This window comes from Streptomyces tagetis, assembly GCF_018069565.1.
In the GTDB taxonomy this organism is placed as follows: Bacteria; Actinomycetota; Actinomycetes; order Streptomycetales; family Streptomycetaceae; genus Streptomyces; species Streptomyces tagetis.
On sequence record NZ_JAGPNL010000004.1, the window covers coordinates 367,711 to 394,659 of the forward strand.

The 26,949-nt window shown below is 72.4% G+C and carries 27 protein-coding genes; 13 read left to right on the forward strand and 14 right to left on the reverse strand.

The genetic code is table 11. The features are described 5' to 3' along the window. The first annotated feature begins 41 nt into the window (after nucleotides 1–41). Nucleotides 42–938 (forward strand): DUF4097 family beta strand repeat-containing protein, encoded by an 897-nt coding sequence (locus J5Y05_RS17355; protein WP_210873372.1) that lies wholly within the window; start codon nucleotides 42–44, stop codon nucleotides 936–938. Between the two features lies 1 nt (nucleotide 939). Beyond that, nucleotides 940–1,977 carry a PadR family transcriptional regulator gene (locus J5Y05_RS17360; protein ID WP_210873374.1) on the forward strand — a complete coding sequence of 346 codons (1,038 nt, stop codon included), beginning with the start codon at nucleotides 940–942 and terminating at the stop codon, nucleotides 1,975–1,977. A 103-nt stretch (nucleotides 1,978–2,080) separates the two neighbouring features. Here the strand turns inward: J5Y05_RS17360 and J5Y05_RS17365 are convergent, their stop codons facing one another. The 4 genes from J5Y05_RS17365 to J5Y05_RS17380 all read right to left on the reverse strand — a co-directional run bounded on the left by J5Y05_RS17365 (nucleotide 2,081) and on the right by J5Y05_RS17380 (nucleotide 5,539). Further along, complete coding sequence (locus J5Y05_RS17365) at nucleotides 2,081–2,644, reverse strand: Clp protease N-terminal domain-containing protein (protein ID WP_210873376.1); 564 nt, start codon at nucleotides 2,642–2,644, stop codon at nucleotides 2,081–2,083. Then, nucleotides 2,644–2,853, reverse strand: coding sequence for a helix-turn-helix domain-containing protein (locus J5Y05_RS17370; RefSeq protein ID WP_210873378.1), 210 nt, complete (start codon nucleotides 2,851–2,853; stop codon nucleotides 2,644–2,646). Before J5Y05_RS17370 ends, J5Y05_RS17365 begins: the two co-directional genes overlap by 1 nt. 217 nt (nucleotides 2,854–3,070) lie before the next feature. Beyond that, a complete protein-coding gene (locus J5Y05_RS17375; protein WP_210873380.1) occupies nucleotides 3,071–4,036 on the reverse strand; it encodes a zinc-binding dehydrogenase in 966 nt (321 codons plus the stop codon). Nucleotides 4,037–4,309: 273 nt separating this feature from the next. After that, nucleotides 4,310–5,539, reverse strand: a complete 1,230-nt coding sequence (locus J5Y05_RS17380) for an NAD(P)-dependent malic enzyme (protein WP_210873382.1) — start codon at nucleotides 5,537–5,539, stop codon at nucleotides 4,310–4,312. A gap of 620 nt (nucleotides 5,540–6,159) precedes the next feature. On the opposite strand from J5Y05_RS17380, the gene J5Y05_RS17385 reads away from it, so the two are divergent. The 3 genes from J5Y05_RS17385 to J5Y05_RS17395 are packed head-to-tail and all read left to right on the forward strand — an operon-like array spanning nucleotide 6,160 to nucleotide 8,870. After that, on the forward strand, nucleotides 6,160–7,125 hold the full coding sequence (locus J5Y05_RS17385; protein WP_210873384.1) for an ABC transporter substrate-binding protein: 966 nt from the start codon (nucleotides 6,160–6,162) through the stop codon (nucleotides 7,123–7,125). Nucleotides 7,126–7,161: 36 nt separating this feature from the next. Then, entirely contained in the window at nucleotides 7,162–8,100 is a 939-nt protein-coding gene (locus J5Y05_RS17390; protein ID WP_210873386.1) for an amino acid ABC transporter permease, read from the forward strand. Further along, nucleotides 8,097–8,870 (forward strand): amino acid ABC transporter ATP-binding protein, encoded by a 774-nt coding sequence (locus J5Y05_RS17395; RefSeq protein WP_281730751.1) that lies wholly within the window; start codon nucleotides 8,097–8,099, stop codon nucleotides 8,868–8,870. Before J5Y05_RS17390 ends, J5Y05_RS17395 begins: the two co-directional genes overlap by 4 nt. Nucleotides 8,871–8,943: 73 nt before the next feature. Here the strand turns inward: J5Y05_RS17395 and J5Y05_RS17400 are convergent, their stop codons facing one another. Further along, entirely contained in the window at nucleotides 8,944–9,714 is a 771-nt protein-coding gene (locus J5Y05_RS17400; RefSeq protein ID WP_210873388.1) for a class I SAM-dependent methyltransferase, read from the reverse strand. A 99-nt stretch (nucleotides 9,715–9,813) separates the two neighbouring features. Between J5Y05_RS17400 and J5Y05_RS17405 the strand changes: the two genes are divergently transcribed. Further along, complete coding sequence (locus tag J5Y05_RS17405; protein ID WP_210873390.1) at nucleotides 9,814–10,443, forward strand: CGNR zinc finger domain-containing protein; 630 nt, start codon at nucleotides 9,814–9,816, stop codon at nucleotides 10,441–10,443. Here J5Y05_RS17405 and sodX read toward each other — a convergent pair. After that, a complete protein-coding gene (gene sodX, locus J5Y05_RS17410) occupies nucleotides 10,347–10,781 on the reverse strand; it encodes a nickel-type superoxide dismutase maturation protease (RefSeq protein ID WP_210873392.1) in 435 nt (144 codons plus the stop codon). The genes J5Y05_RS17405 and sodX overlap by 97 nt on opposite strands. Nucleotides 10,782–10,927: 146 nt before the next feature. On the opposite strand from sodX, the gene sodN reads away from it, so the two are divergent. Further along, entirely contained in the window at nucleotides 10,928–11,323 is a 396-nt protein-coding gene (gene sodN / locus J5Y05_RS17415) for a superoxide dismutase, Ni (protein ID WP_030421021.1), read from the forward strand. A gap of 151 nt (nucleotides 11,324–11,474) precedes the next feature. Here sodN and J5Y05_RS17420 read toward each other — a convergent pair whose 3' ends face one another. The 5 genes from J5Y05_RS17420 to J5Y05_RS17440 all read right to left on the reverse strand — a co-directional run bounded on the left by J5Y05_RS17420 (nucleotide 11,475) and on the right by J5Y05_RS17440 (nucleotide 17,363). Beyond that, nucleotides 11,475–12,164, reverse strand: a complete 690-nt coding sequence (locus tag J5Y05_RS17420; protein ID WP_247614809.1) for a hypothetical protein — start codon at nucleotides 12,162–12,164, stop codon at nucleotides 11,475–11,477. A gap of 689 nt (nucleotides 12,165–12,853) precedes the next feature. Next, complete coding sequence (locus J5Y05_RS17425; protein ID WP_210873395.1) at nucleotides 12,854–13,675, reverse strand: class I SAM-dependent methyltransferase; 822 nt, start codon at nucleotides 13,673–13,675, stop codon at nucleotides 12,854–12,856. Beyond that, nucleotides 13,672–14,331, reverse strand: coding sequence for a GNAT family N-acetyltransferase (locus tag J5Y05_RS17430; protein WP_210873397.1), 660 nt, complete (start codon nucleotides 14,329–14,331; stop codon nucleotides 13,672–13,674). Before J5Y05_RS17430 ends, J5Y05_RS17425 begins: the two co-directional genes overlap by 4 nt. A gap of 364 nt (nucleotides 14,332–14,695) precedes the next feature. After that, nucleotides 14,696–15,871: a family 2 encapsulin nanocompartment cargo protein polyprenyl transferase gene (locus tag J5Y05_RS17435; RefSeq protein ID WP_210873398.1), complete on the reverse strand. Its 1,176-nt coding sequence runs from the start codon at nucleotides 15,869–15,871 to the stop codon at nucleotides 14,696–14,698. Between the two features lie 85 nt (nucleotides 15,872–15,956). Further along, nucleotides 15,957–17,363 (reverse strand): family 2B encapsulin nanocompartment shell protein, encoded by a 1,407-nt coding sequence (locus J5Y05_RS17440; protein ID WP_210873400.1) that lies wholly within the window; start codon nucleotides 17,361–17,363, stop codon nucleotides 15,957–15,959. A gap of 314 nt (nucleotides 17,364–17,677) precedes the next feature. Here J5Y05_RS17440 and J5Y05_RS17445 point away from each other — a divergent pair, with 314 nt between their 5' ends. Then, nucleotides 17,678–18,595, forward strand: coding sequence for a 1-aminocyclopropane-1-carboxylate deaminase/D-cysteine desulfhydrase (locus tag J5Y05_RS17445; RefSeq protein ID WP_210873792.1), 918 nt, complete (start codon nucleotides 17,678–17,680; stop codon nucleotides 18,593–18,595). Between the two features lie 62 nt (nucleotides 18,596–18,657). Here J5Y05_RS17445 and J5Y05_RS17450 read toward each other — a convergent pair whose 3' ends face one another. Next, entirely contained in the window at nucleotides 18,658–20,253 is a 1,596-nt protein-coding gene (locus tag J5Y05_RS17450; RefSeq protein ID WP_210873402.1) for a Na+/H+ antiporter, read from the reverse strand. A gap of 392 nt (nucleotides 20,254–20,645) precedes the next feature. Here J5Y05_RS17450 and J5Y05_RS17455 point away from each other — a divergent pair, with 392 nt between their 5' ends. The 3 genes from J5Y05_RS17455 to J5Y05_RS17465 all read left to right on the forward strand — a co-directional run bounded on the left by J5Y05_RS17455 (nucleotide 20,646) and on the right by J5Y05_RS17465 (nucleotide 22,694). Next, a complete protein-coding gene (locus tag J5Y05_RS17455; protein ID WP_210873404.1) occupies nucleotides 20,646–20,906 on the forward strand; it encodes a UBP-type zinc finger domain-containing protein in 261 nt (86 codons plus the stop codon). A gap of 250 nt (nucleotides 20,907–21,156) precedes the next feature. Beyond that, on the forward strand, nucleotides 21,157–21,570 hold the full coding sequence (locus tag J5Y05_RS17460) for an ATP-binding protein (protein ID WP_003973726.1): 414 nt from the start codon (nucleotides 21,157–21,159) through the stop codon (nucleotides 21,568–21,570). Further along, nucleotides 21,567–22,694 (forward strand): RNA polymerase sigma factor SigF, encoded by a 1,128-nt coding sequence (locus J5Y05_RS17465; RefSeq protein WP_210873406.1) that lies wholly within the window; start codon nucleotides 21,567–21,569, stop codon nucleotides 22,692–22,694. The genes J5Y05_RS17460 and J5Y05_RS17465 overlap by 4 nt, the downstream gene beginning before the upstream one ends. Before the next feature lie 62 nt (nucleotides 22,695–22,756). On the opposite strand, the gene J5Y05_RS17470 is transcribed toward J5Y05_RS17465, so the two are convergent. After that, entirely contained in the window at nucleotides 22,757–23,224 is a 468-nt protein-coding gene (locus tag J5Y05_RS17470) for a hypothetical protein (RefSeq protein ID WP_210873408.1), read from the reverse strand. A gap of 119 nt (nucleotides 23,225–23,343) precedes the next feature. Between J5Y05_RS17470 and J5Y05_RS17475 the strand changes: the two genes are divergently transcribed. After that, nucleotides 23,344–24,312: a diacylglycerol/lipid kinase family protein gene (locus J5Y05_RS17475; protein ID WP_210873410.1), complete on the forward strand. Its 969-nt coding sequence runs from the start codon at nucleotides 23,344–23,346 to the stop codon at nucleotides 24,310–24,312. A gap of 320 nt (nucleotides 24,313–24,632) precedes the next feature. Beyond that, nucleotides 24,633–24,890, forward strand: a complete 258-nt coding sequence (locus J5Y05_RS17480; protein ID WP_029383210.1) for a WhiB family transcriptional regulator — start codon at nucleotides 24,633–24,635, stop codon at nucleotides 24,888–24,890. A gap of 357 nt (nucleotides 24,891–25,247) precedes the next feature. Here the strand turns inward: J5Y05_RS17480 and J5Y05_RS17485 are convergent, their stop codons facing one another. After that, complete coding sequence (locus J5Y05_RS17485) at nucleotides 25,248–26,714, reverse strand: sensor histidine kinase (protein ID WP_210873412.1); 1,467 nt, start codon at nucleotides 26,712–26,714, stop codon at nucleotides 25,248–25,250. Nucleotides 26,715–26,949: the final 235 nt, after the last annotated feature.

Genomic DNA, 26,949 nt, shown 5'->3' on the forward strand with positions numbered 1-26,949 from the left:
GATGGACGCGATATGCCGCGTTCAAGGAGGAGGTCTGCGTCATGCCCGAGTGGTCCGTCACGGAGCCCGGAAAGCTCGCCTTCGACGCACCCGTGAGCACGCTCCGGGTCCGCGTCGTCGGCGGGACGGTGAACGTCGTGGGCACGGACGAGGGTCCCGCACGCCTGGAGGTCACCGAGCTGGAGGGTCCGCCACTCGTCGTGACCCACCGGGACGGCACCCTCAGCGTGGCCTACGAGGACCTGACCTGGAAGGACCTCCTGAGCCGGCTCGACCCCAGGGGGCGGCGGCGCAGCGCCGTGGTCTCCCTCGCCGTGCCCTGCGGCACCCGCGTGGAGGTGGGGGTGGTCGGCGCGGCGGCCACGGTCTCCGGCATCGAGGGGCCCGCCGAGGTCCGGGGCGTCAGCGGGGACACGACGCTGGTGGGCCTCTCCGGCCCGGTCCGCGCCGACACCGTCTCGGGGAACGTGGAGGCCCAGGCACTTACCGGCGACCTCCGCTTCCACTCCGTCTCCGGCGACCTGACCGTGGTCGAGGCCGGCTCCTCCGTCCGCGCGGAGTCGGTCAGCGGCTCCATGATCGCCGACCTCGATCCGGGCTGCGGGGCCACCGACATCGGACTGACCAGCGTCTCCGGCGAGATCGCCATCCGGCTGCCGCAGCCCGCCGACGCCCACGTCGAAGCGAACACGGCGAGCGGATCGGTCTCCAACGCCTTCGAGGACCTCCGCGTGGCCGGCCAGTGGGGCGCCAAGCGGATCACCGGGCGGCTCGGCACGGGCAGCGGCCGGCTGAAGGCCACGACGGTCTCCGGTTCGATCGCCCTGCTGCGCCGCCCGCCCGCCGACGACGGCCCCGACGGCGTCCCGGCCGACGACCGCGTCGGCACCCCGGCCGGCGGCACGGCCGACGGCCCGACCGACAAGAAGGTGCTCTGACATGCCGCCCGTCTTCGCCCACGGCCGCCTCCGCCTCTACCTGCTCAAGCTGCTGGACGAGGCCCCCCGCCACGGCTACGAAGTGATCCGGCTCCTGGAGGAACGCTTCCAGGGCCTGTACGCGCCCTCGGCCGGCACGGTCTACCCGCGCCTGGCCAAGCTGGAGGCCGAGGGCCTGGTCACCCACACCACCGAGGGCGGCCGAAAGGTGTACTCGATCACCGACGCCGGCCGCGCCGAACTGGCCGACCGCAGCGGTGAGCTGGCCGATCTGGAGCTGGAGATCCGGGAGTCGGTCGCCGAGCTGGCCGCCGAGATCCGGGCCGACGTCCGCGGCGCGGCGGGCGATCTGCGCCGGGAGATGCGCGCCGCGGCCGGCGAGGCCCGCCGGGGTCCCGGAGCCGACGCCGGTGCGGACACCGCCGAGAAGGAGGCGTGGCGGACGGCGAAGGAGGAGATGCGGCGCGTCAAGCAGGAGTGGAAGGAGCAGGCCCGCCGCGCCAAGGACGAGAGCCGCCGCGCCCGCGAGGAGGCCCAGCGTGCCCGGCGCCAGGCCAAGGAGGCCCAGGAGCGGGCCACCGCGCAGGCGCAGGAGGAGGTGCGGCGCATCGCCCAGCACGTCCAGGAACAGGTGCAGGACCACTTCTCGCGGGGCGACTGGCCCACCGGACTGCGCGAGGGGCTGAGCGAACTGGCCAAGGAGGTCGGCGAGTTCGGCAAGGACTTCGGGAAGGAGGTCGGCAGGGAGTGGGGCTTCGGCCGCCCCTCCGCGGACCCGGCCGCTCCCCGGCCCGAGTACACCCACTCCCCCACGGAGTTCCCCGCGGAGTACGTCCCGGCCTGGTCGCACGAGGACACGGCCGAGTCCACCAACGACCCGGCGCGCGACCTGGACCGGCTGCTGGACCGCTTCCGCGACGACATCCGCGACGCGGCCCGCGACCACGGCGTCACGCCCGAGCAGCTCCGCGAGGCCCGGGGCCATCTGTCGACGGCGGCGGCCCACCTCGGAGCACTCCTGCGCACACCGAAGAGCTGACGAACGGGAAGCACCCGGCGACACCCCCAGAGGTGCCGCCGGGTGCCGGGGCGTCGGGTGCCACCGAGCCCCCACTTCCGCGGACTCCTCGCCCGCCGCCCCGTCAGGCGCAAGCCTGCCCGCCGCCGCCCTCGCCGAGGACGCGGGTCAGCGACGCGTGGGTCACCCCGTGGTCGGCCAGCACCTCGGCCGGTACGCCGGGGCGGGCGGTCAGGGCGAGGAGGATGTGTTCGTCGCCGAGGTTCCGTTCGCGCCGGGCGAGGGCGATGCGCAGGGTCTCCTCCAGCACCTCCTTGGCGTCCCGTCCGAAGCCGGGCCGCCCGCCCCGCCGCCCGTCCTTGCGCTCACCGGACATCGCGCCGACGCCGTGGGCCTCCTCGACCCGGGCGACGATCCCCGGCACGTCGATACCGAGGGCGGCGAGGGCGTCGGTATCGGCCCGCGACAGTCCGGCCCGCCGCCGCGCCGCCTCCAGGTCCCGCCGTACCGACTCCCGGTCGCCGTCGGCGACCAGTGCGGTGAGCGCGAAGGAGGCCCGGCTGCCCTTCCGGTCGAGCAGGGCGAGCAGCAGGTGCGTGGCGTCGACCGACGACGCCCCGGCCGTACCGGCGTGCTCGACCGCGTCCCGCACCACGGCGCGGGCGTCCTTGGTGAACCTCTCGAACATCACTGCCTCCCGTACTTCTTGTGCACGGCCTGCCTGCTCACGCCGAGTTCCGTGGCGATCTCCTGCCACGACCAGCCCTGGGCGCGGGCGCCACGTACCTGTACCGCCTCAAGCTGCTCCAGCAGCCTGCGCAGCGCGGCGACGGCCCGCAGCCCCACCCGGGGGTCACGGTCACCCGCCCGCGCGGCGAGATCCGTTGCTTCGGTCATGGTGTCAACATAGGTTGACATGAGCCGGGTGTCAACCTGGATTGACGCATCCCGGTCTCCAGCCCCAACGCGAACGGCGGGCCCGGAACACCGGACCCGCCGTGATCAGCGAAGGAGAGCAGAAGGAGAGGAAAAAGGAGAGAAAAGTGAGAGGAAATGAGAGAAAAGGGGAGAAGGAGAGGAAGGGAAAGAAGCGCGGGGCCGGGCGGGACAGGGCTCAGGAGGCGCGGAGGACGATCTTCCCGAACAGTTCCCCGGACTCCATCCGCGCGAAGCCCTCGCGGGCCCGGTCCATCGGCAGTACCTCGTCGACGACGGGACGGACCCCGGTGGCCGCGCAGAAGGAGAGCAGGTCCTCCAGCTCGTCCTTGGTGCCCATCGTGGAGCCGACAACACGCAGTTCGAGGAAGAAGATCCGGGTCAGCTCGGCGTGGGAGGGCCGGTCGCCGCTGGTGGCCCCGGAGATGACCAGCGTGCCGCCGGGCCGCAGCGACTTCACCGAGTGGGACCAGGTGGCGGCGCCCACGGTCTCGATGACGGCGTCGACCCGCTGCGGCAGCCGCGCGCCCGGTTCGAGGGCCTCCACCGCGCCCAGCTCCAGAGCCCGCCGCCGCTTCGCCTCGTCCCGGCTGGTGGCGAAGACGCGCAGCCCCGCCGCCCGGCCCAGCACGATGGCGGCCGTGGCGACCCCGCCCCCGGCGCCCTGCACGAGCACGGAGTCTCCGGGCCGCACCCCGGCGTTGGTGAAGAGCATCCGGTACGCCGTCAGCCAGGCCGTGGGCAGGCAGGCGGCCTCCTCGAAGGACAGCTCCTTCGGCTTGGGCAGGATGTTCCAGGTCGGCACGGCCACCCGCTCGGCGAAGGTGCCCTGGTACCGCTCGGTCAGGATGGACCGGGGCTCCCGGGGGCCGACCCCGTGACCGGTCTGGCCGATCACCGAGTGCAGGACGACCTCGTTGCCGTCCGCGTCGACACCGGCCGCGTCGCAGCCGAGGATCATCGGCAGCCGCTCCTCGGGGAGGCCGACCCCGCGCAGGGACCACAGGTCGTGGTGGTTGAGGGAGGCGGCCCGGACGTCGACGACACTCCAGCCGGGCGGCGCGTCGGGGGCGGGTCGTTCCCCGGTCTCCAGGCCGTCGAGCGGCCGGTCACGGTCGGTTCTGGCGGCGTAGACAGCGAACATGGACCTGACGATAGGGTCCCGGCCCGCCGTCCGACACCACGCGTCCCTGTGACACACACCCTCTTGCCAGGACCCCACCCCGGCCACCCGAACCCGGCCGGCACGCCGGCACCCACACCCGGGCCACCCGAACCCGGCCGGCACGCCGACACCCGCACCCGCACCCGGGCCCCCACCACCCGGCACACCGCCCCCGGCCCACACGACACCAGCCACACGACGACGGCCCCGTCCTCCACGGACGGGGCCGTCGGCCGGCCAGGGGCGGGGCCGTCAGCGGCGGGCGACGCCCTCCGCACGGGCGGCGGCGGCCACCGCGGCCGTGACGGCCGGGGCGACGCGCTCGTCGAACGGGGACGGGATGACGTAGTCCGCGGCGAGGTCGTCGCCGACCACACCGGCCAGCGCCTCCGCGGCGGCGAGCTTCATGCCCTCGGTGATCCGGGAGGCCCGCACCTGGAGCGCGCCCGCGAAGATCCCCGGGAACGCCAGCACGTTGTTGATCTGGTTGGGGAAGTCGGAGCGGCCCGTGGCGACGACCGCCGCGTACTTCCGGGCGATCTCGGGGTGCACCTCGGGGTTCGGGTTGGCCATGGCGAACACGAACGCGCCCTCGGCCATCGAGGCCACCGCCGGCTCGGGCACCGTACCGCCGGAGACGCCGATGAAGACGTCGGCACCGTCGAGCGCCGCCTCCAGGGAGCCGGACAGCCCCGCCTTGTTGGTGAACGAGGCGAGTTCCCGCTTGACCTCGGTGAGGTCGTCCCGGTCCGCCGAGACGACGCCCTTGCGGTCGGTGACCGCGACGTCGCCGATGCCGGCGCCCACCAGCATCCGGGCGATGGCCACGCCGGCCGCGCCCGCGCCGGAGATCACCGCGCGCAGCTCGCCCAGCGAGCGCCCGCTCAGCCGCGCCGCGTTGCGCAGCGCCGCCAGGGTCACGATCGCCGTGCCGTGCTGGTCGTCGTGGAAGACCGGGATGTCCAGCCGCTCCTGGAGCTTGCGCTCGACCTCGAAGCAGCGCGGCGCGGAGATGTCCTCCAGGTTGACGCCGCCGAACGAGGGAGCGAGCCGGACCACGGTGTCGACGATCTCGTCGGCGTCCGTGCAGGCGAGCGCGATCGGCACCGCGTCGACCCCGCCGAACTGCTTGAAGAGGATGGCCTTGCCCTCCATCACCGGGAGGGAGGCTTCGGGGCCGATGTCGCCGAGGCCGAGCACGGCCGTGCCGTCGGTGACGACGGCCACCACGGACGACTTCCACGTGTAGTCGTGGACGAGGTCCGGCTGCTCGGCGATCGCGCTGCACACCTTCGCGACGCCGGGCGTGTACGCCAGCGACAGGTCGTCCCGGTCGCGGACCGGCACGGTGGCCTGGACGGCCATCTTGCCACCGCGGTGCAGGGCGAACGCGGGCTCGAAGGCGTCAAGGGGCTCCGCCCCCGCCTTCTGCTCCGTCGGCACGTCGCTGTCGCTGGGAGGATTGACGATCTCCGCTGCCACTTGTTGTTACCCCTTAAATGTTCATGGTTTGAGGGTTGTCCGCTCCGGGTGAGGAGCGAGCGGGCACCGCGCGGGACCTTGGCCGTTGATGCACACGGTTCCCGGCGCGACGGGTGCGCCGCACACGCACCCTGAGCCCCTGATGAGGGGTGTAATGAACCTTCTTACCCGACGGACGGCCCCCGAGACGAGTCCGTTCAGCGCAAGCTCACATGCCGGACCCCGGTTTCCGCACACCGGTGACATGGCTCATAACGTCACTACCGGGCAACCTCGCACATCCTCTTGACAGATCTCGAAAACGAACGTTGCAACGACGTTCGTACGCGCGAAGCATGCTCGTTTACCGGAGTTCGCCGGAGATCTTCCGGCCGGAACGCGGCGTTCCCGGAAGCGTTGGGTCGTGATGTACCGACCTGATCCGGTTCGGGGGGTGACCCGTTATCCGATTTTGACATGGCGGGCCCCCTGAACGGCGGAGTCCGAATGGCAAGATGCCGTCATCACACGAGGTGACGGCACTCGAAGGCGTGTACTCACCTCGGCTCCACGGCGTCGGCGGGTCACCCGGCCGGCGCCGCGTCCCATCGGCTACTCCCTCATCCGCCGGAGGAACCACCATGACCGCACGCATCACCCGTCGTCCCACCCCGGCGCAGTCCCGGCTAGCCGCGGTCGGCGCGATCGCGGTCGCCGGCGCCCTGCTGCTCACCGGCTGCGGAGACCAGACCGAAAAGGGCGGCTCCGACGGCGCCGCCAAGTCGGACGCGGCGGCCCCGCTGGCCGACAAGCTGCCCCAGGCCATCCGCGACAAGGGCGTCATCAAGGTCGGCTCCGACATCGCGTACGCCCCCGTCGAATTCAAGGACGACTCCGGCAAGACGGTCGGTATCGACCCGGATCTCGCCGAAGCCCTGGGCAAGCAGCTCGGCGTGAAGTTCGAGTTCCAGAACGGCACGTTCGACACCCTCATCGGCGGCCTGGCCTCCAAGCGGTACGACATCGCCATGTCGGCGATGACCGACACCAAGGACCGCCAGGAGGGCATCGACGCCGACACCGGCAAGAAGGTCGGCGCGGGCGTCGACTTCGTCGACTACTTCACCGCGGGCGTCTCGCTCTACACCAACAAGGGCGACGACCAGGGGATCAAGACCTGGGACGACCTCTGTGGCAAGACCATGGCGGTCCAGCGCAACACCTTCTCCCACGACCTCGCCCGGGAACAGGCGAAGAAGTGCGTGAAGGACGGCAAGAAGACCCTCAAGGTCGAGGACTTCGGGACCAACCCCGAGGCCGAGACCCGGATGCGGTCCAAGGGCGCGAACGTCGTCTCCGCCGACTTCCCGATCGCCGCGTACTCGGTGAAGAAGTCCGGCGGCGGCGCGTACTTCGAGATCGTCGGCGACCAGGTCGAGGCGGGTCCTTACGGCATCGCGGTCGCCAAGAACAACACGCAGCTCCGCGACGCGCTGCAAGCGGCCGTCCAGGCCGTCATCGACAGCGGCGAGTACCAGAAGATCATCGAGAAGTGGGGCGTCGAGGAGGGCGCCATCACCGAGGCGAAGATCAACGGCGGCTCCTGACCCGGCACCGTTCGACTCCGTCCGAAAGGCTTCTCCGTGACTGTCGACATCGACAAGACGACAGGCCCCGACGTGACGCCGCCCGCCGGACCGGAGGCCATCAAGGCCGTTCCGGTCCGGCACCCGTGGCGCTACGTCTCCGCCGCCGTCGCGCTCTTCCTCCTGGGCTCGGTCGTCTACGCCTTCGCCCAAGGTGACATCAACTGGGCCGCGATCCCCGAGTACTTCTTCGACGACCGCATCCTGGAGGGCGTCTGGAAGACCCTGCTGCTCACGGTGATGTCGATGCTCATCGGCATCATCGGCGGCATCCTGCTCGCCGTGATGCGCCTGTCGAAGAACCCGGTGACCTCGTCCATCGCCTGGTTCTACATCTGGTTCTTCCGCGGCACCCCGGTCCTGGTCCAGCTCTTCGTCTGGTTCAACCTGGGCCTGGTCTTCGAGTACATCAACCTGGGGCCGATCTACAAGGACTACTGGTCCTCCTTCATGACGCCGCTGCTGACGGCGCTGCTCGGCCTGGGCCTCAACGAGGCCGCGTACATGGCGGAGATCTGCCGGGCCGGCCTGCTCTCGGTCGACGAGGGCCAGACCGAGGCGTCGCACGCGCTCGGCATGAGCCAGGCGAAGACGCTCCGCCGGATCGTCATCCCGCAGGCCATGCGGGTGATCGTGCCGCCCACCGGCAACGAGGTCATCAACATGCTGAAGACGACCTCGCTCGTCTCGGCGGTGCAGTTCTACGACCTCTTCAAGCACTCGCAGGACATCGGCCAGAACGCCGGCTCGACGGTCGAGATGTACTTCCTGGCCGCCACCTGGTACCTGATCATGACCTCGCTGCTCAGCGTCGGCCAGTACTACATCGAGCGGTACTACGCGCGCGGCTCCAGCCGTTCCCTGCCGCCGACGCCGTGGCAGCGGTTCTCGGCCGCGGTCCTGCCCGCCCGCCGTCCGAAGGGAGTGGCGGCATGACCCAGTCCTCCCCCGCCATGGTCAAGGCCGAGGGCGTCCACAAGTCCTTCGGCGCGGTGCAGGTCCTCAAGGGCATCGACCTGGAGGTCAGGTCCGGCGAGGTCTTCTGCCTCATCGGCCCCTCCGGCTCCGGCAAGTCGACGTTCCTGCGCTGTATCAACCACCTGGAGAAGATCAACGCCGGGCGGCTGTACGTCGACGGCGAGCTGGTCGGCTACCGGCAGAGGGGCGACCGGCTCCACGAGCTGAAGGACACCGAGGTCGCGCTCAAGCGGCGGGACATCGGCATGGTCTTCCAGCGCTTCAACCTGTTCCCCCACAAGACCGCGGTGGAGAACGTGATGGAGGCGCCGGTCCAGGTCAGGGGCGTGCCGCGGCAGGCGGCGTGGCAGCGCGCGATGCAGCTCCTGGAGCGGGTGGGGCTGGCCGACAAGGCGGGGAACTACCCCTCGCAGCTCTCCGGCGGCCAGCAGCAGCGGGTGGCGATCGCCCGCGCGCTGGCGATGGACCCGAAGCTGATGCTGTTCGACGAGCCCACCTCGGCGCTCGACCCGGAGCTGGTCGGCGACGTCCTCGACGTCATGCGCGACCTCGCCCGCAGCGGCATGACGATGGTCGTCGTCACCCATGAGATGGGTTTCGCCCGCGAGGTGGGCGACAGCCTGGTCTTCATGGACGGCGGCGTGGTCGTCGAGGCGGGCGACCCGCGCGAGGTGCTGACCGACCCGAAGGAGGAGCGGACCAAGGCGTTCCTGTCCAAGGTGCTCTGACGCCCGCGCGAGCGGCCGGCAACGGAGGGGCGGTACGGAACGGTCCGTACCGCCCCTTCTCGCGCGTACCGGGCTACTTCACCGCCAGCACCAGCGTGTCGGAGGGCGAGCACCAGACGGGACGGGCCTCGCCGAAGCCCTTCTCGCGCAGCACGCGCGCGTGCCACTCCGCCGGGGGCGTCTCGCCGTCGGCGTGTTCGCCGTAGATCTCGAAGCGCCGGGCGGTGGGTCCGGCGAGCACCGGGTCCTCGGCGGCCAGCCGCCACCAGTCGGCCCAGTCGAGGGCGCCGCCCCGGCGGGCCTCCTCCATCCGGGCGTGGCGCTGGGCGCGCTCGGCGGCGTTGATCCGGGGCGTCGACTCGTCGATCGTGCGGTCGGCGTTCATGAAGACGCCGCCGTCGCGGACGAGTGCGGCGAGGTGGCCGTAGAGAGCGGCGAGGGGTTCGGCGTGGAGCCAGTGCAGGGCGGTGGCGGTGAGGACGGCGTCGTACGTGTCGTGCGGCAGCCGCCGCGTCCAGTCGGGGTCCTTGAGGTCGGCGGTGACCAGGGTGACCCGCTCGTCGTCGGCGAAGGTGCCCTCGGCGATGGCGAGGAGCGCGGGGTCGAGGTCCACGCCGGTGCTGGTGGCGCCGGGGAGGCGGGCGAGGAGGCGGGCGGTGATGGTGCCGGTGCCGCAGGCGAGGTCGAGCACGCGCGGGGCGGGGCCGACCAGGGCCTCGACCATGTCGAGCATGATCCGGAAACGTTCCTCGCGGTCCGGCATGTACCACTCCTGCTGCCGGTCCCAGCTCTCCTGCCAGGCGTTCCAGTCGGTACCGGCGGTGGTGGTGTCCGCGTCCGTCATCGGGGGCTCCCTCGCATCGCATACGTAATACCCTGTAAGCACGATCAGCCATTACCCGACCGCAGGCACGACCCTAGAGCCCCGTCGTAAGGACTACAAGTGGAACTGGCCTATTACTCGGATTACGCCGTACGCCTCGTCAACACCGAGGAGCCGGCCCGGGGGCAGGACTCGCTGACGTCGGTGGACGCCGTCCGCGGACTCTTCGGCGCCAACCAGTCCGCGGGACGCCGCGCCACCGAGGCGGACGTCACCCGCTTCCGGTCGGTCCGGGGACGGCTGCGCGCGGTCTTCGAGGCGGCGGACGGCGGCGACGAGACTCTCGCCGTGGACCTGCTGAACTCGCTGCTGCTGGAGTTCCCGGTGAGCCCGCAGATCTCCGGCCACGACTACCGGGACGACGACGGCCGCCCCCTGTGGCATATGCACCTCGCGGACCACCCCTCCAACGCGACCGCCGGCTTCGCCGCGATCGCCGCGATGGGCCTCGCCTTCCACCTCACCGAGTACGGCGTCGACCGCCTCGGCCTGTGCGAGGCGCCGCCCTGCCGCAACGCCTACCTGGACACCTCCACCAACCGCTCCCGGCGCTACTGCTCCGACCGCTGCGCCACCCGCGCCAACGTGGCCGCCTACCGGGCCCGCAAACGCCTGGAGGCGGACCGGTCGGCCGCCACCGGCCGCAGCGCGGAGAGCGCCCAGCCGACCGTGGCCAGCGCCGAGCGCTGATCCGCCCGCCGGCGCCGGTAGCGCAGCCGCACCCGGCCGAGGACCAGTTCCCCGGGGACGACCCCGTAGTCGGTGCTGTCGCCGCCGGCGAAGGGGTTGTCCCCGAGCACCCACCAGCCGGTCCCGCGCCGCTCGACGGCGCGTTTGACGACCAGCAGGTCCTGCTGGAAGGGGTGGCGCAGCACGACCACGTCACCCGCACGGACCCTCGCTCCCCAGTGCACCACGAGCAGATCGCCGTGGTGCAGCGTGGGCACCATCGACGGCCCGCTCACCTCGGCGGGCCCGAACGGCAGCGGCCCCGACACCCGCTCGGCCTCCTGCGACGGCTCCGGCATCACCCGGCACCTCCCCTGTTCTGTCCTCCACCAGTGTCAGTTTCACCCCGGACTTTTGTCCTAAGCCCACGGGGGCACCCGCCTCATCGGGCCTCCCAGGGAGTAATGTCCCCCCTGAGAAGACGATCACGAGGAAGGATTGCTTCATGCTTTCCCGCCTGTTTGCCCCCAAGGTCACGGTCAGCGCCCACTGCGACCTGCCCTGCGGCGTGTACGACCCGGCCCAGGCCCGCATCGAGGCGGAGTCGGTGAAGGCCGTCCAGGAGAAGATGGCCGGCAACGACGACCCGCACTTCCAGATGCGCGCCACGGACATCAAGGAGCAGCGCGCCGAGCTGGCCAAGCACCACGTCTCGGTGCTGTGGAGCGACTACTTCAAGCCCCCGCACTTCGAGAAGTACCCGGAGCTGCACCAGTTGGTCAACGACACCCTGAAGGCCCTCTCGGCCGCCAAGGGCTCGACCGACCCGGCCACCGGCCAGAAGGCACTGGACTACATCGCCCAGATCGACAAGATCTTCTGGGAGACCAAGAAGGCCTGATCTTGCCCCAGGCCCTTTGACCGGCGGTCCACCCGACCCCCCGGCCTCCCACCCGCACCCGGCCCCCCAGCCCGCCAACCACGGCACCCTGGGGGGCCGGGTGCGGTCTTCTTCGCGTCTGCGCACCCGGCCCCTATGGTGCCGTTCGTGGTCAGGGAGATTTTGTGCGTGTTGGGGTGGCTGCTTGTTGCAGTTGTCGGGTGATGGTCTGTTCGCCTTGGCCGTTCGCTGTTTTTTCGAGGCTTTGGTCGTCGGGGAGGGAGAAGCGCTCGCCGCGGGCGACGTCGTCTTCGCTCAGGGTGCGTCCGCACCACTCTCCTCGGCCGACGGTGGCGTCGTCGAAGGGGACGGCGGCGCCCTCCCCGAGTACCACCCACTGGTCGTCGGACCAGCGGAGGGCGAGGAGGTAGGTGTGGCCGGGCTCCAGACGGGGAGCCGCCGCGGTCGTTCTCTTGGTGCGCTTGCCGCCGTCCCGGTAGACGTTCCAGCCGGCGGCCACCATGTCGAAGCCCTCGCCCAGGGAGTGCCGGGGGCGCTGCGAGGACCACAGGACCTTGTCCGTGTGGAAGGTGACCTTGCGGTCGGTCTGGTACTGGATCGCGCCCTTGGTGAAGTCGCGGCGGTTGGTGTCCTGTTCGGCTGTGGGCCGGGCCACGACGACGTGGTCGGCGCCGGTGACCCAGTCCTCCGCCGTCTGGGAGGCGTAGCCGTCGCTGGGGATTCCGCAGCCGACCACGGTGTCCAGACCGTCGTGGCCGACCAGGACCGCGGCGGCGACGCCCACCAGGGCCAGGCCCGCGACGACGGGGCTCGGCAGGCGTTCGGCAACCATCGTTCGCATGTCTACCGGGCCTCCTGAGCCGGGCGGAGGGCGGAGGCGTAGCGGCGGAAGAGGACGCTCCCGGTCCGGCTGGGGGCGGTCGACTCCGCCGGGCCGGTACGCGGACGGGTTCGAACGTTCAACAGAGGACACCGCTCTCGGGACAGGGACAAGGACAGGGGCAAGGACAGGCCGGGAGGCACCGCGCGGTACCTCCCGGCCTCGATGACGTGACACGGACGGAGATGGTCAGTCGGCCGTGGTGACGTCCAGGGAGACGCTGTTCACGACGTACCGGTTCTCACCGTCTCCGCACGCGTCCCACTCGTCCCTCGGTGGCTGGTCCGGACCGTGGAGCCGCCCTTCCCGGTGTCACGCGTCCATGCCGTGGCCGAGTTCTTCGGCGGCTGTGTGCCAGAAGGAGTTCTCCTCGGCCACGGCGCGGGGGCGTCGAGGGCCGCGAAGCGTGCCGGCAGGGCGTCGGTGAGGGCGTCGGCGGCCTCTTCGTCCTCGTCCGGGCCCCCGGGGGGGGCGGCCTCCTCGGCGGCCTTCCCGTAGGCGTGGGTGAAGGCGGTGAACGCCTCGACACCGGGGCGTCCTGCCAGGTGCCCGGGTAGGGGCGGCGGGCGCGGCCGGCGAGGTGGGTGGCGATTTCGGTGTCGTTCATGGCGTGAATCCAGCCGGCGCCTACGACACTCGCGCCCACCGCCTCATCGGCGGCAGACGAGGAGCCCGGCGCGGCTGGTGATCTCGTACGAGCCGTGCCGCGCGATGTGGTCGGCCGCCAGGGCGCGGGCCCGGTCGACGGCCGCGTCGAAGGGGACCTCGTGCCGGTCCGCCCAGGCCCGGTAGGAGGCGAGGTGGGCGATGACGGGCTCGGGGTCACGGACGGTGATGGTGGCGGGCAGGTCGACGGTGTCCACGTGGCCGAACTCCGCCCCCAGGAGGGACGGGGCCTTCTCCAGGGAGAAACGGGCGCTGACCGCGATGCGCGCCGGGCCGCGGCCGGTGCCGAGGACGTCTCCGGCGGCGCGCTGCCACAGATCGTCGAGTTCGGGCTTGTCGCGCTCGCTGTTGGTGGAGGCGATCACCAGCCCGTCGCGGACCACGACGCGGGCCAGTTCGCGGACGGCCCGCGGGATGTCGGGCACGTGGTACAGCATGTGCACCGCGAGGGCGGCGCCGGCGCTCCCTGCGGCCAGCGGCAGCCGCGTGGCGTCCGCGACGGCGACCGGGCCGGGGACTTCGGCGAGCATGCCGGGCGAGAGGTCGAGGCCGAGCACGACGTCCAGGTCCGGGCGGTCGTGGCGGAGGCGCCTGAGGAACAGGCCGTTGCCGCAGCCGATGTCGACCACCCGGCCGCGGACGCCGTGCAGTCGCCCGGCGACGAGGCCGGGCAGGTCGTACCGGGGCGACTGCCACCGGTAGAGGGCCTGGCGGGCGGCGAGGTCGCGGTCCCCGTCGTAGGCGCTGCCCACCAGGCGGGCCCGGTCGGTGACGGCGGCCTCGTGCGCGGCGGACGGGCCGGTCATGCCGTCAGCCCGTCCGGGGACCGCGGGGCGGCCGACGGCTCGCGCCACATGGGCCACATGCGGGGGCCGTCGGGCAGGTCCAGGGGCGTGCCCGTGAGGGTGAAGCCGAGACGTTCGTACAGGCCGCGGCTGCGGGGGCTGCTCGCCTCCAGGTAGGCCGGGAGGCCCTCACGGTCGCAGTGGTCGAGGGCGGCGGCCAGCAACGCGGTGCCCAGCCCCTCGCCCTGGCGGCCGGGGGCCACGCCGATCATCCACAGGTAGGCGTGGGCGCGGCCGACGGGGTGGATGCCCTCGGTGAGCCGGGCTATCTGCTCGACGCGCGCGTTGTCCGGGTCGACGTACTCGCGGACCCGGCGGGCGTCGTCGGGTCCGCCGGCCGATCCGTCGTCCCGTCCCTCGTCGGGGTCGGTGGCCGGGGGCTCCGCCGGGACGGAGAGCCAGAGCGCGCAGGCCGTGCCGTCCTCGGTGAGGTCGATCCGGCCCTCGGCGAGCACGGCGTCGGTGAAGGCGGCCATGAGCCGGTGGTGGGTCCGGCGGCGGTACCCGGTGTCCGGGAAGACCCAACTGCTCACCGGATCGTCCTGGAACGCCTCGTCCAGCAGCCGGACGACCCGCTCCCGGTCGCCCTCCCCCGCCCTGCGGATCGCCACACCCATCTCCCGCCCGCCCTTCCGCATCCTGAGTTTCCGCGTCCCGCGAGGCGTTCCCGCGTCACCGTGTCGCCGTGTCACCGCTTCGGCGGATCGCCGCATCGCCGCATCGCCGCATCGCCGTAACGCCGTAACGCCGTATCGGTGCAGCGCCGCGTCGCGGTATCGGTGCAGCGCCGCGTCATTGCCGACTCAACTGGCAATAGCCATACGGCAGTTGCAGCCTAGCGGGTGGGGAAAGGGGGGCGGGCCCCGCACACCGTGGGGAAGTGCGGGGCCCACCAAGCCGGAGCCCGCGGCACGGTCCGTACGTCGGTCAGGTCCGTACGGCCCGGCGCGGGCTCCGGGGTCCTGCGGGGCGGGGCCGGTCTCAGGTGCTGCGCCGGGTCACGAACTCGGCGAGGGCCAGCAGACCCCCCGCCGCCTCCGGGGCCGGCACGGCGCGGGCCAGTTCCTGCACGGCCCGTGCCATCCGGTCGGCCGCCTGGGCCTGCGCCCAGTCCCGGCCGCCGGCCCGCTCCACGGCCAGGGCGGTGCTCTCCAGGTCCTCCCTGTCCTCCTCGTAGGGCACCGCGTACAGCGCGGCGAGGGCGGCGCCCTCCGGGGTGCCGGAGGCGAGGGCGGCGACCACCGGCAGCGACTTCTTGCGGGCGGCCAGGTCCGCGCCGGCCGGCTTCCCGGTGTGGCCCGGGTCCCCCCATATGCCGATCACGTCGTCGATGAGCTGGAAGGCCAGCCCGGCCTGGCGTCCGAAGGCGTCCAGGGCCTCGACGTCCTCGTCCGGGGCGCCCGCGTACAGCGCGCCGAGGGCACAGGCGCAGCCCAGGAGCGCGCCGGTCTTGGCCTCGGCCATGGCGAGCGTCTCGTCGAGGGTGACCTCGTGCGGCGCGCGGAGCTCCATGGCGGTGTCCGCGTGCTGTCCTTCGCAGAGTTCCACGACGCAGTCCGCGAGCCGGACCGCCGCCGCCGCGGACGCCGGGTGCGGGTCGGCGGCGATCAGCCGCAGGGCCAGCGCCTGGAGGGCGTCCCCGGCGAGGATCGCGTCGGCGTCGCCGAACACGGTCCAGGCGGTGGGCCGGTGACGGCGGGTGGTGTCCCGGTCCATCACGTCGTCGTGGAGCAGCGTGAAGTTGTGGACCAGTTCCACCGCCGCCGCCGCCCGGACGGCGGCGGCGCGGGCCTCGGGTCCGCCGAGGGCGGCGGCCGAGGCGAGGACCAGCGCGGGCCGGATCGCCTTGCCGGCGTTCCCCGCGGCCGGGGTGCCGTCCGCGTGCCGCCAGCCGAAGTGGTACAGCGCGACCCGGCGCATCGCCGGGGGCAGTGACCCGAGCGCGGAACGCAGTTCGGGATCGACCGACTCCCGCGAGCGCCGCAGGAGGGCCTGTGCCTCCTGTCCCTCGGCCGCCCCCGGCTCGGGCACCGCCGGTAACGCGGCGCCGGGGGGCGTCCCGGGCTCCGTGTCGCGCTGGGCGCCGATGAGGGGCGGTGTGTCGAGGGTCCCCGCGGGGTCCCCGGTCCCGACGGCTCCGTGCCGGGTCTCCGTCATCGGCTCGCATCCCCCCTGTGATCGTGGGCGTACCCCCGGGGTGTACCCGCCCTGACGGGCGGGGACACGGCGTGCGCGGCGGTCGTCACCGCCAGCGGCCGATCTCGACGTTCTCCAGGACGCCGAGGGCGTCGGGAACGAGGACGGCGGCCGAGTAGTAGGCGGTGACCAGGTACTTGATGATCGCCTGCTCGTTGATGCCCATGAAGCGCACCGACAGGCTGGGCTCGATCTCGTCCGGGATGCCGGTGGCGCGCAGGCCGATGACGCCCTGGTCCTCCTCGCCGGTACGCAGCGCGATGATCGACGAGGTGCGCGCCTCGGTGACCGGGATCTTGTTGCACGGGTAGATCGGGACGCCGCGCCAGGTGGGGATGCGGTTGCCGCCGATGTCGATCGTCTCGGGGACGAGTCCGCGCTTGTTGAGTTCGCGGCCGAAGGCGGCGATCGCGCGCGGGTGGGCGAGGAACATCTTGGTGCCGCGCCGCCGGCTGAGCAGTTCGTCCATGTCGTCCGGGCCGGGCACGCCGTCGTGCGGCTGGATGCGCTGGTCGTACTCGCAGTTGTGCAGGAGGCCGAACTCGCGGTGGTTGATCAGCTCGTGCTCCTGGCGCTCCTTGAGCGCCTCGACCGTCAGCCGGAGCTGCTGCTCGGTCTGGTTCATCGGCTGGTTGTAGAGGTCGGCCACGCGCGAGTGGATGCGCAGCACGGTCTGGGCGACGCTCAGTTCGTACTCGCGGGGGCGGGCCTCGTAGTCGACGAAGGTGTGCGGGATGTCCGGCTCGCCGCTGTGGCCCGCGGCGAGGTCGATCTCCTTCTCACCGTGCTTGTTGGTGCGCTGCGCGGGGATCGAGCGGCGTCCGCGCAGGTGCTCGCGCAGGGTGTCGGAGCGCTCCGCGACCCGCTCGACCTCCTGGCGGGGCAGGACGAGCACGGTGCACGCGGTGGCCGAGCGGGCGGTGTACTCCCAGATGGCGTCGCTGGAGAGCAGGGCCTGATCGCCGAAGTAGGCGCCGTCGGCGAGGACCCCGAGGACGGCGTCGCCGCCGTAGGGGCCGGTGCCGACCTTCTCTACGCGGCCGTGCGCGAGCAGGTAGACCTCGTCGGCCGGGCTGCCGAACGACGCGATCACCTCGCCCGGGGCGAACTCCCGCTGCTCGCAGCGCTGGGCGATTTCCGAGAGGACTTCCTCGTCCTCGTACGACCGCAGGGCCGGCAGCTCGCCCAGCTCGGCGGGGATGACCTCGACGCGGTCACCGGTCTTGACGAACGTCACCCGGCCGTCGCCCACGGCGAAGGACAGGCGCCGGTTGACCCGGTACGTGCCGCCCTGGACGTCCACCCAGGGAAGCGTGCGCAGGAGCCAGCGGGAGCTGATCTCCTGCATCTGAGGTACGGACTTGGTCGTGGTGGCCAGGTTCCGCGCGGCCGCCGTGCCGAGACTCTGCTGCGGCCTGGACTGCTCGGTGCGGACCTCTTCGCCTACCGACATATGGAATTGCCCTCCCGTCATGCCGGACGCCTGCGCCCGGCATCAATGTGCGAGGCCCAGCCTTCCTCACGTAACGTGTCGGCGCCATTACCCGAATGAGCGGGAATGGATTGCCCAAGAGCGGGGCAGGGATGGGGATTTGACCCACCCCGGGCCGCCCGCCGGACCTCCTGTGGCTCGTGGTCGCGGACCGGACGGACAATGGCGTGGTGACCACCGCCGACCCCGGCAGCCCCGCCGGCCCCAGCACCGCCCCCAGCACCGCCCCCGGCACCCCCTCCGGCCCCATCGGCCCCATTGGCCCCAGCGGCCCCATCGGCCCGGCCGCCGGGCCCGCCGCCCCCAGCCCCCTCGCCGCCCTGCGCCCCCGCCTGCCCTCCCCCCTGGAGGAGGTCGTGGACGAGCGTTTCGAGCGGTACGGCGTACGGCTGCTGCTGAAGCGGGACGACCTGGTCCACCCGGAGCTGGTGGGCAACAAGTGGCGCAAACTCGCCCCGAACCTCGCCGCCGCCGACGGCCGCCCGGTGGTCACCTTCGGCGGGGCCTACTCCAACCACCTGCGCGCCACGGCCGCCGCCGGACGGCTGCTCGGCCTGCCCACCGTCGGCATCGTGCGCGGGCACGAGCTGGCCGGCCGCCCGCTCAACCCCTCGCTGGCCCGCTGCGCGGCCGACGGCATGCGGCTGCACTTCGCCGACCGCGCCGCCTACCGGCGCAAGGCCGAGCCGAAGACGCTGGCGGCGCTGGTGCGGGCCGCCGGCGCCCAGGACGCCCTCGTCGTCCCGGAGGGCGGCAGCAACGCCGCAGCCGTCCGCGGCTGCCGGGCTCTCGGCGAGGAACTGTCGGGCCACGCCGACGTCACCGCCCTCGCCTGCGGCACCGGGGGTACCCTCGCGGGGCTCGCCGCGGGGCTCTCCGGGGGTCGGGTGATCGGCATGCCCGTGCTCCGGGGCGGCTTCCTGGGGGACGAGGTGCGGCGGCTCCAGGAGGACGCCTTCGGCGGGCCGCGCGGCGTGTGGAGCCTGGACGACCGTTTCCACTGCGGCGGCTACGCGCGTACCACCCCGGCGCTCGGCGCCTTCGCCGACGACTTCGAACGGCGCCACGGGGTGCCCCTGGAGCGCGTCTACGTCGCCAAGATGCTCCTCGGACTGCTCACCCTGGCCCGCGAGGGCGCCTTCCCGCGCGGGACGTCGCTCGCGGCGGTCGTCACGGGCCGCCCCTTTCCCTGAGCGGCGATCGCCACGGCGCCCCGGGACGCCCTCCCTCACCCGGCCCCCTGGGACGCCCTCCCTCACCCCGCCTCGCGGTACGCCGCCGCCTCCTCCAGGTCGAGGCGGCGCAGGAGCGTCCTGAGCATCTCGTCGTCGATGTAGCGGGCGTCCCGCAGGCGCACGAAGACGTCCCGCTCGGCGCTGATCATCTCGCCGGCCAGCCGCCGGTAGGTGTCGTCGGCGGACTCCCCGGTGACCGGATTGGTCTGCCCGAGCCGCTCCCAGACGGCGTTGCGGCGCCGCTCCATGACCGAGCGCAGCCGGTCGGCGAGCGGGCCGGGAAGGGTGTTGCGCTCGTCGGTGAGGAGGTCGTCCAGGCGCTCCTCGGCGGCCCGGGACGCCTGCGCCTGGGCGTTCGCCTCCGCAAGCGTCTCGGCCTGGACGTCGCGGCCGGGGAAGTTCAGCAGGCGGATCAGCGGTGGCAGGGACACGCCCTGGACGACCAGGGTGCCGATGACGGTGGTGAAGGTCAGGAAGAGGATGAGGTTGCGTTCGGGAAAGGGACCGCCGCCCTGCACGGTGAGCGGGATGGAGAAGGCGATGGCGAGCGAGACCACGCCCCGCATCCCGGCCCAGCCGATGACGAAGGGCCCCTTCCAGCCGGGGTCCTCCTCCCGTTCGCGGATACGGGAGGAGAGCAGTCTCGGCACCAGGGTGGCCGGAAACACCCAGACGAACCGGGCCACGGCGACGATCAGGAAGAGGACGACGGCGTACCAGGCGGCGTCGGGTCCGTGGTAGGTGCCGAGCCCCTTGAGGACCACCGGGAGCTGGAGCCCGATCAGGGCGAAGACGGCCGACTCCAGGACGAAGGCGACCATCTTCCACACGGCCTCCTCCTGGAGGCGGGTGGCGAAATCGACCTCCCACGCGCGGTGGCCGAGGTACAGGGCGACGACGACCACGGCGAGCACCCCGGAGGCGTGCACCTGCTCGGCGACGGCGTAGGCGACGAAGGGGATCAGCAGGGAGAGGGTGTTCTGCGGCAGCGCCTCCGTGACGTGGGTGCGCAGCCAGTGGATCGGCACCATCAGCACCAGTCCGACGACGACGCCGCCGATCGCCGCGAGCAGGAACTCCTCGATCCCACCGGCCCAGGTGGCGCCCTCCCCCACGGCGGCGGCGAGGGCCACCCGGAAGGCGGTGATCGCGGTCGCGTCGTTCACCAGGGACTCGCCCTGGAGGATCGTGGTGATCCGGGAGGGCAGCCCCACCCTGCGGGCGACCGCCGTGGCGGCGACGGCGTCCGGCGGCGCCACCACCGCGCCGAAGACCAGCGCCGCGGTCAGCGGGAGGCCGGGCACGATCAGGTAGGCGGCCCAGCCGACCACGAAGGTGGCGAACAGGACGTACCCCACGGAGAGCAGCGCGACCGGCCGGAACTGGGATCTCAGGTCCAGGTAGGAGCTGTCGGTGGCGGCCGTGTACAGCAGCGGGGGCAGCAGCAGCGGGAGCACGATGTGCGGGTCGAGGGTGTAGCGGGGCACGCCCGGCAGGTAGCTGACCGCGAGCCCGGTCGCGACCAGGAGCAGCGGTACCGGCACCGGGATGCGCCGGCCGGCCGCGGCGACCGCCGCGCTGCCCGCCACCAGCAACAGCAGCGGCATCACGTCCATCGCCCTCGCCCCTCCTCGCCCGTCGTACCGGTCTCACCGGCCGTGCCCGTGTCGTCGGTCCTGCCGGTCCTGCCCGCCTCACCGGTCCCGCCGGTCTCACCGGCCCTACCGGCCTGCCCGTCCCGCCAGTCCCGCCCGCCCCGCCGATCCTGCCCTCCGCACCCCGCCCGCCCCGTGCGCCCGCCCGGCCCGTCCCGTCCCGGCCACCGGATCTCGCCCGTCCGGCGGTCCCCGGCGGCCCCCCGCGGTCCGTGCCGCCCCGGCCGACCCCCGGCGGACACCCCCGCCGACTCCCCCGGCCGACCCCCGGCCGACCCCTGGCGGCCCCGGCCGACCCCAGGCGGCTCCCGCTTCCGCGCGGTCACCCGTGGACCCGTCGTAACCTGGCCAACATGAAACAGTGCACGCACGCGGACACGCTGCCGCGCCCGGAACCCGCGCCGCGGACCGAGACGTGCCCGGAATGCCTGGCCGAGGGAACGGACCCGGTGCAGTTGCGGCTGTGCCTGGTCTGCGGTCACGTCGGCTGCTGCGACTCCTCGCCGCAGCGGCACGCGACCGCGCACTTCGAGGAGACCGGGCACCCGGTCATGCGCACCCACGAACCCGGGGAGAGCTGGCGCTGGTGCTTCGTCGACCACGTGCTCGTGTGACCTCCGGCGGGGACGGTTCGACCGTCTGAGGGCTGGGTACGTCAATGCGGCGCGCGCTCTTCCGATTTGGGCCGGCCACACCCCTAGCCACTGTGCGTGTACATGTGTTTACCATGAGTGACGGCACGGGGTTGGGGTCTCGCGGACAGGATCGTTCGGAGCGCGATAACGTCACCGCTGAACCACGTATCGCGTTACCCCGGGGGGCGGCCCTCGGTTCCGTAGCGCTTGTTCCACCTTGGAGGTGAGGGTGTCCCAGATCGCAGGCGAGCCCGCGACCCAGGACTTCGTCGAAGTCCGGCTGCCGGCCGCGGGTGCCTACCTGTCGGTGCTGCGTACGGCGACGGCCGGTCTCGCGGCGCGTTTGGACTTCACCCTCGACGAGATCGAGGATTTGCGCATCGCGGTCGACGAGGCCTGCGCGATCCTGCTCCAGCAGGCCGTGCCCGGCTCGGTGCTCAGTTGCGTCTTCCGCCTCGTCGACGACTCGCTGGAGGTCACCGTCTCGGCGCCGACCACGGACGGTCACGCCCCGTCCCGGGACACCTTCGCCTGGACCGTCCTGTCCGCCCTCGCCGGCAAGGTCTCCTCCGCCGTGGACGAGGACAAGACCGTGTCGATCAGCCTCTACAAACAGCGCGGCGCCGGACCCGGGCCGACGTGAGGAACGGGGACGGGCCGGTGCGGGACGAAGAGCGCGGCACACGGGGGGTTCCGGCCGGGGGCGCACGCCCTCCGGACGAGGCCCGGCGCATGGGGGAGGGCATCGACGGCATCCCCGAGCAGGCCCGGCCGCATCCCGAGGACGAGACCTCCGCGGAGGCCGTCGGAGCGGCTGGCGGACGGCCGGCGGGGGACGCTGCCGTGCCGAGCACGCCCGCGGGCGGGCACGACGGGGGCGGCCCCGTCCGGCCGGTCCGAGCGGAGGCGGGGGCTCGGGAAAGGGCGACGGGCGGGACGATGAGCGAGCACGAGAGGCATTCCGGGGACGCGGCGCCGACGGCGCGCACCACCTCCGGCACGCGGCACGATCCGCAGGACCGCAGCGGGGCGCGGGCGCTCTTCGCCGAGCTGCGCACGCTGGAGAAGGACAGCCCCGCCTACGCGGAACTGCGCAACCAGCTCGTCCGCATGCACCTGCCGCTCGTCGAGCACCTCGCGCGCCGCTTCCGCAACCGGGGCGAGCCCCTGGACGACCTCACCCAGGTCGCCACCATCGGACTGATCAAGTCGGTCGACCGCTTCGACCCGGAGCGCGGGGTGGAGTTCTCCACCTACGCCACCCCGACGGTCGTCGGCGAGATCAAGCGGCACTTCCGGGACAAGGGCTGGGCGGTGCGCGTCCCGCGCCGGCTCCAGGAGCTGCGGCTGTCGCTGACGACGGCGACCGCGGAGCTGTCCCAGTTGCACGGCCGCTCCCCCACCGTGCACGAGCTGGCCGAGCGGCTGGCGATCTCGGAGGAGGAGGTCCTGGAGGGTCTGGAGTCCGCCAACGCGTACTCCACGCTCTCCCTGGACGTGCCCGACACCGACGACGAGTCGCCGGCGGTCGCGGACACCCTCGGCGCGGAGGACGAGGCGCTGGAGGGGGTCGAGTACCGGGAGTCGCTCAAGCCGCTCCTGGAGGACCTGCCGCCGCGCGAGAAGCGCATCCTGCTGCTGCGCTTCTTCGGCAACATGACCCAGTCGCAGATCGCGCAGGAGGTCGGCATCTCCCAGATGCACGTGTCGCGGCTGCTCGCCCGCACGCTGGCGCAGCTACGGGAGAAACTGCTGGTCGAGGAGTAGCGCCACGCGGCTCCCCCGGGCCCCGGGCCGGTACGCGGCCCCGGTGCGGGAAGCCGCGGCGCTCACTTGTCCGCGTTGCCGGGGCCCCGGATGCCGAGCGCCTTGGTCGTCGCCGGGTTCAGCAGCAGGACCAGCGAGGTGACGGACACCACGGCGAGGGCGATACCGGCCGGGATGGCCACGCTGTCGGCCTGGAGCAGGCTGTAGGCCACCGGCAGCGCCATGATCTGCGTGATGACGGCGGGTCCGCGGCTCCAGCCGCGCCGGGCGAGCAGGCCCCGGGCGGCGAGCAGCGGCAGCAGGGCGAGGACGATCAGGGTGACGCCGCCGGTGAGGGCCGAGGTGCGGTCGTCGGGGTGGCCGACGAGGCCGCCGACGAGCATCCAGGCGCCGCCCGCGACGAGGGCGAGCCCCTCCAGCGCGGCGAGCGCCGCCGCGGCGGTCAGCCGGCCGGGCCGGGCGTCCGTCCCGGTGGCGGTCCCCGCGGTGTCCGGGGCGGCTTCGGGGGTGGGGGTCTGCTCACTGCTCACCCCTGAAGGGTAGCCCCCGCCCCACGGCGGGCCCCGCCCCCCGCGTCCGGCTCCCACCGGCCCTTCGGTCCCTCCCTCGGACTGGGCCGGGGTACCACCCAGTAGGTACCCTGCACCCCATGCGTGCACTTCTCGTGGTCAACCCGGCGGCAACCACCACGAGCGCGCGTACGCGCGATGTGCTGATCCACGCGCTCGCCAGCGAGATGAAGCTGGAGGCGGTCACCACCGAGTACCGCGGCCACGCGCGCGACCTCGCCCGGCAGGCGGCGCGCGGCGAGGACATCGACCTCGTGGTCGCCCTCGGCGGCGACGGCACCGTCAACGAGGTCGTCAACGGGCTGCTGCACGCCGGCCCCGATCCGGACCGGCTGCCCGGCCTCGCCGTGGTCCCCGGCGGATCGACCAACGTCTTCGCCCGCGCCCTCGGCCTGCCCAACCACGCCGTGGAGGCCACCGGCGCCCTGCTGGACGCGCTGCGCGAGGGCCGGGAGCGCACCGTCGGACTGGGACTGGCCTCCGGCACCCCGGGCACCGACGACGAGGCGGTGCCGGGCCGCTGGTTCACCTTCAACGCGGGGCTCGGTTTCGACGCCGGGGTGGTCGGCCGGGTGGAGCAGCACCGGGAACAGGGCCGGAAGTCCACCCACGCCCTGTACGTGCGCCAGGTGGTGCGTCAGCTCTTCGGCGAGCCGCACCGCCGCCAGGGGATGATCACACTGGAGCGGCCCGGCGCGGAGCCGGTCGACGATCTGGTGCTCTCCATAGTCTCCAACACGTGCCCCTGGACGTTTCTCGGCAATCGCCCGATCTACGCGTCACCTAAAGCCTCGTTCGATACCGGGCTCGACCTCTTCGGCCTCAGCCGCCTGTCGACGGCCGCGGTTGCCCGGTATGGCACCCAGTTGCTCACTTCGTCCCCCGAGCGCGGCCCCCGGGGCAGGCATGCGGTGTCCCTGCACGATCTGACCGAGTTCACCTTGCATTCGAAGGTGCCACTGCCCCTCCAGATGGACGGTGACCACCTGGGGCTGCGTACCAGCGTGACGTTCACAGGCGTACGCCGTGCACTGCGTGTGATTGTGTGAGCAGAAGCGGCGAAAGTCCTTTCACTCGAACGTTTAGGCCAGGGTCCACCCCATGGAAGTACGGCTGTGACCTAGTCGACACCGAAGAATCAAAAAAAACTTTCCGGAAGGGGTTGTATCCGCCGCTGAGGTTTGCGAGTCTCTACGTGGCGATCGGGACGGGCCCGCAACACCGGCCCCCACAGATCACCGGAACCCCTCTTCAAACCACAGGACTACGCCAGGGAATCTGGCGGTAGGCCCTTCACTTGTTGAGGGATTCGTGAAAGCGTTCACATTCACAAGCACCCAGCACGTAATATCAAGGAGAGGTAGCAGCCATGGACTGGCGTCACCGCGCCGTTTGCCGCGAGGAAGACCCCGAGCTCTTCTTCCCCATCGGCAACACCGGTCCCGCGCTGCTGCAGATCGAGGAAGCCAAGGCCGTCTGCCGTCGCTGCCCGGTGATCGAGCAGTGTCTGCAGTGGGCGCTCGAGTCCGGTCAGGACTCCGGCGTCTGGGGTGGTCTCAGCGAGGACGAGCGCCGCGCGATGAAGCGCCGTGCCGCCCGCAACCGGGCTCGTCAGGCATCCGCCTGACCAACCACCCCTGCTGACAGCCTGAGCTTGGCGGCGCGTACAGCGAGTACGCAACTCCCGCCCCCGAGCCGCAGCGCGCAGTATCCCCGATGCTCCCGAGCTCGACTCACCGAGCAGGGGGGACACCAACGCACGAGCACTGGCCTCGGACCGTCACCGGTCCGGGGCCTTTCGCTCGTTCGGAGGGCTTTCCCTCTCACGAGGCGAGGGCTGTCACGAACACAAAAGCCGTCACGCATACACGCATACAAGAGCCGTCACGGACACAAGAGCCGTCACGAATACGAGAGCTGTCCCGAATACCGGCGCCGGCCCGAATACCAGGGCCGTCACGAACGGCCCCGCGCCACCGCCTCGCTACTTCCGCGGCGGCACCGGGATGTCGAGGATCACCTGGGTGCCGCGGTCCGGCGCCGGGACCATGTCGAAGGAGCCGCCCAACTCCCCCTCCACCAGGGTGCGGACGATCTGGAGCCCCAGGTTGCCCGAGCGGTGCGGGTCGAAGTCCGCGGGCAGGCCCACCCCGTCGTCCTGGACCGTGACGAGGAGCCGCGCCTCCCGGCTCGTGCCGCCCCGGACCGCGGTGACCTCGACGGTGCCGGTGTCGCCCTCGCGGAAGCCGTGCTCCAGCGCGTTCTGCAACACCTCGGTCAGCACCATCGACAGCGGGGTGGCCACCTCGGCGTCCAGGATGCCGAAGCGTCCCGAGCGCCGACCGGTGACCTTGCCCGGCGAGATCTCCGCCACCATGGCGACCACCCGGTCGGCGATCTCGTCGAACTCCACCCTCTCGTCCAGGTTCTGAGACAGCGTCTCGTGCACGATGGCGATCGAGCCGACCCGGCGCACCGCCTCCTCCAGCGCCGCGCGCCCCCGCTCGGACTCGATACGGCGGGCCTGGAGCCGCAGCAGCGCCGCGACGGTCTGGAGGTTGTTCTTCACCCGGTGGTGGATCTCCCGGATGGTGGCGTCCTTGGTGATCAGCTCGCGTTCGCGGCGGCGCAGCTCCGTGACGTCGCGCAGCAGGACCAGGGAACCGATGCGCGTCCCCTTGGGCTTGAGCGGGATGGCGCGGAACTGGATCACCCCGCCGCGCGCCTCGACCTCGAACTCGCGCGGCGCCCAGCCGCTGGCCAGCTTGGCGAGCGCCTCGTCCACCGGGGCCCGGGACGGGGCGAGTTCCGCCGTGGTCTCGCCCAGGTGGTGTCCGACCAGGTCGGCGGCGAGTCCGAGGCGGTGGTACGCGGAGAGGGCGTTGGGCGAGGCGTACTGGACGATGCCGTCCGCGTCGAGCCGGATCAGGCCGTCGCCGACGCGCGGCGAGGCGTCCATGTCGACCTGCTGGTTCTCGAACGGGAAGGCGCCGGCCGCGATCATCTGGGCGAGGTCGGAGGCGCTCTGGAGGTACGTCAGCTCCAGCCGGCTCGGGGTGCGCACGGTGAGCAGGTTGGTGTTGCGGGCGATGACGCCGAGGACGCGTCCCTGGCGGCGCACGGGGATGGACTCGACGCGGACCGGGACCTCCTCGCGCCACTCCGGGTCGCCCTCGCGCACGATCCGGCCCTCGTCCAGGGCGACGTCCAGCAGCGGGCGCCGGCCGCGCGGCACGAGGTGGCCGATCATGTCGTCCTGGTACGAGGTGGGGCCGGTGTTGGGCCGCATCTGGGCGACGGAGACGTACCGGGTGCCGTCGCGGGTGGGGACCCACAGGACGAGGTCGGCGAAGGAGAGGTCGGAGAGGAGCTGCCACTCCGAGACCAGCAGGTGCAGCCACTCCAGGTCGGATTCGTCGAGGAGCGTGTGCTGGGTTACGAGTTCGTTCATGGAGGGCACGGGCCGAGCGTACCCGCCGGCGCGGACGGCGACGGGAACCGGCCGGTCGGCGGCCGTTTCCGGCCAGGCAGTGAGGAGGCGGCCCGGGGTGCGGAGACGGCCCGGGGGCGGGATCAGCCGCGGGCCGCGGCGCCTGGGAGGGACCCTCGACCCTCCCGGCACCGCAGCCCGGAGCACCATCGGCCGGGGGTGTGCGGTCCCGTTCGGCCGAGGGGTGAGGAACCGG

Excerpts from the sequence above, each read along its gene's own strand:
- J5Y05_RS17360 (WP_210873374.1), top strand. The coding sequence starts at position 940 with ATGCCGCCCGTCTTCGCCCACGGCCGCCTCCGCCTCTACCTGCTCAAG.
- J5Y05_RS17430 (WP_210873397.1), bottom strand. The coding sequence starts at position 14,331 with ATGGGTGTGGCGATCCGCAGGGCGGGGGAGGGCGACCGGGAGCGGGTC.
- J5Y05_RS17370 (WP_210873378.1), bottom strand. The coding sequence starts at position 2,853 with ATGACCGAAGCAACGGATCTCGCCGCGCGGGCGGGTGACCGTGACCCC.
- J5Y05_RS17365 (WP_210873376.1), bottom strand. The coding sequence starts at position 2,644 with ATGTTCGAGAGGTTCACCAAGGACGCCCGCGCCGTGGTGCGGGACGCG.
- J5Y05_RS17450 (WP_210873402.1), bottom strand. The coding sequence starts at position 20,253 with ATGGACGTGATGCCGCTGCTGTTGCTGGTGGCGGGCAGCGCGGCGGTC.
- sodX (WP_210873392.1), bottom strand. The coding sequence starts at position 10,781 with ATGCCGGAGCCGTCGCAGGAGGCCGAGCGGGTGTCGGGGCCGCTGCCG.
- J5Y05_RS17485 (WP_210873412.1), bottom strand. The coding sequence starts at position 26,714 with ATGAACGAACTCGTAACCCAGCACACGCTCCTCGACGAATCCGACCTG.
- J5Y05_RS17475 (WP_210873410.1), top strand. The coding sequence starts at position 23,344 with ATGCGTGCACTTCTCGTGGTCAACCCGGCGGCAACCACCACGAGCGCG.
- J5Y05_RS17420 (WP_247614809.1), bottom strand. The coding sequence starts at position 12,164 with ATGCGAACGATGGTTGCCGAACGCCTGCCGAGCCCCGTCGTCGCGGGC.
- J5Y05_RS17480 (WP_029383210.1), top strand. The coding sequence starts at position 24,633 with ATGGACTGGCGTCACCGCGCCGTTTGCCGCGAGGAAGACCCCGAGCTC.
- J5Y05_RS17435 (WP_210873398.1), bottom strand. The coding sequence starts at position 15,871 with ATGACGGAGACCCGGCACGGAGCCGTCGGGACCGGGGACCCCGCGGGG.
- J5Y05_RS17375 (WP_210873380.1), bottom strand. The coding sequence starts at position 4,036 with ATGTTCGCTGTCTACGCCGCCAGAACCGACCGTGACCGGCCGCTCGAC.
- sodN (WP_030421021.1), top strand. The coding sequence starts at position 10,928 with ATGCTTTCCCGCCTGTTTGCCCCCAAGGTCACGGTCAGCGCCCACTGC.
- J5Y05_RS17455 (WP_210873404.1), top strand. The coding sequence starts at position 20,646 with ATGAAACAGTGCACGCACGCGGACACGCTGCCGCGCCCGGAACCCGCG.
- J5Y05_RS17440 (WP_210873400.1), bottom strand. The coding sequence starts at position 17,363 with ATGTCGGTAGGCGAAGAGGTCCGCACCGAGCAGTCCAGGCCGCAGCAG.
- J5Y05_RS17385 (WP_210873384.1), top strand. The coding sequence starts at position 6,160 with ATGACCGCACGCATCACCCGTCGTCCCACCCCGGCGCAGTCCCGGCTA.
- J5Y05_RS17425 (WP_210873395.1), bottom strand. The coding sequence starts at position 13,675 with ATGACCGGCCCGTCCGCCGCGCACGAGGCCGCCGTCACCGACCGGGCC.
- J5Y05_RS17400 (WP_210873388.1), bottom strand. The coding sequence starts at position 9,714 with ATGACGGACGCGGACACCACCACCGCCGGTACCGACTGGAACGCCTGG.
- J5Y05_RS17395 (WP_281730751.1), top strand. The coding sequence starts at position 8,097 with ATGACCCAGTCCTCCCCCGCCATGGTCAAGGCCGAGGGCGTCCACAAG.
- J5Y05_RS17355 (WP_210873372.1), top strand. The coding sequence starts at position 42 with ATGCCCGAGTGGTCCGTCACGGAGCCCGGAAAGCTCGCCTTCGACGCA.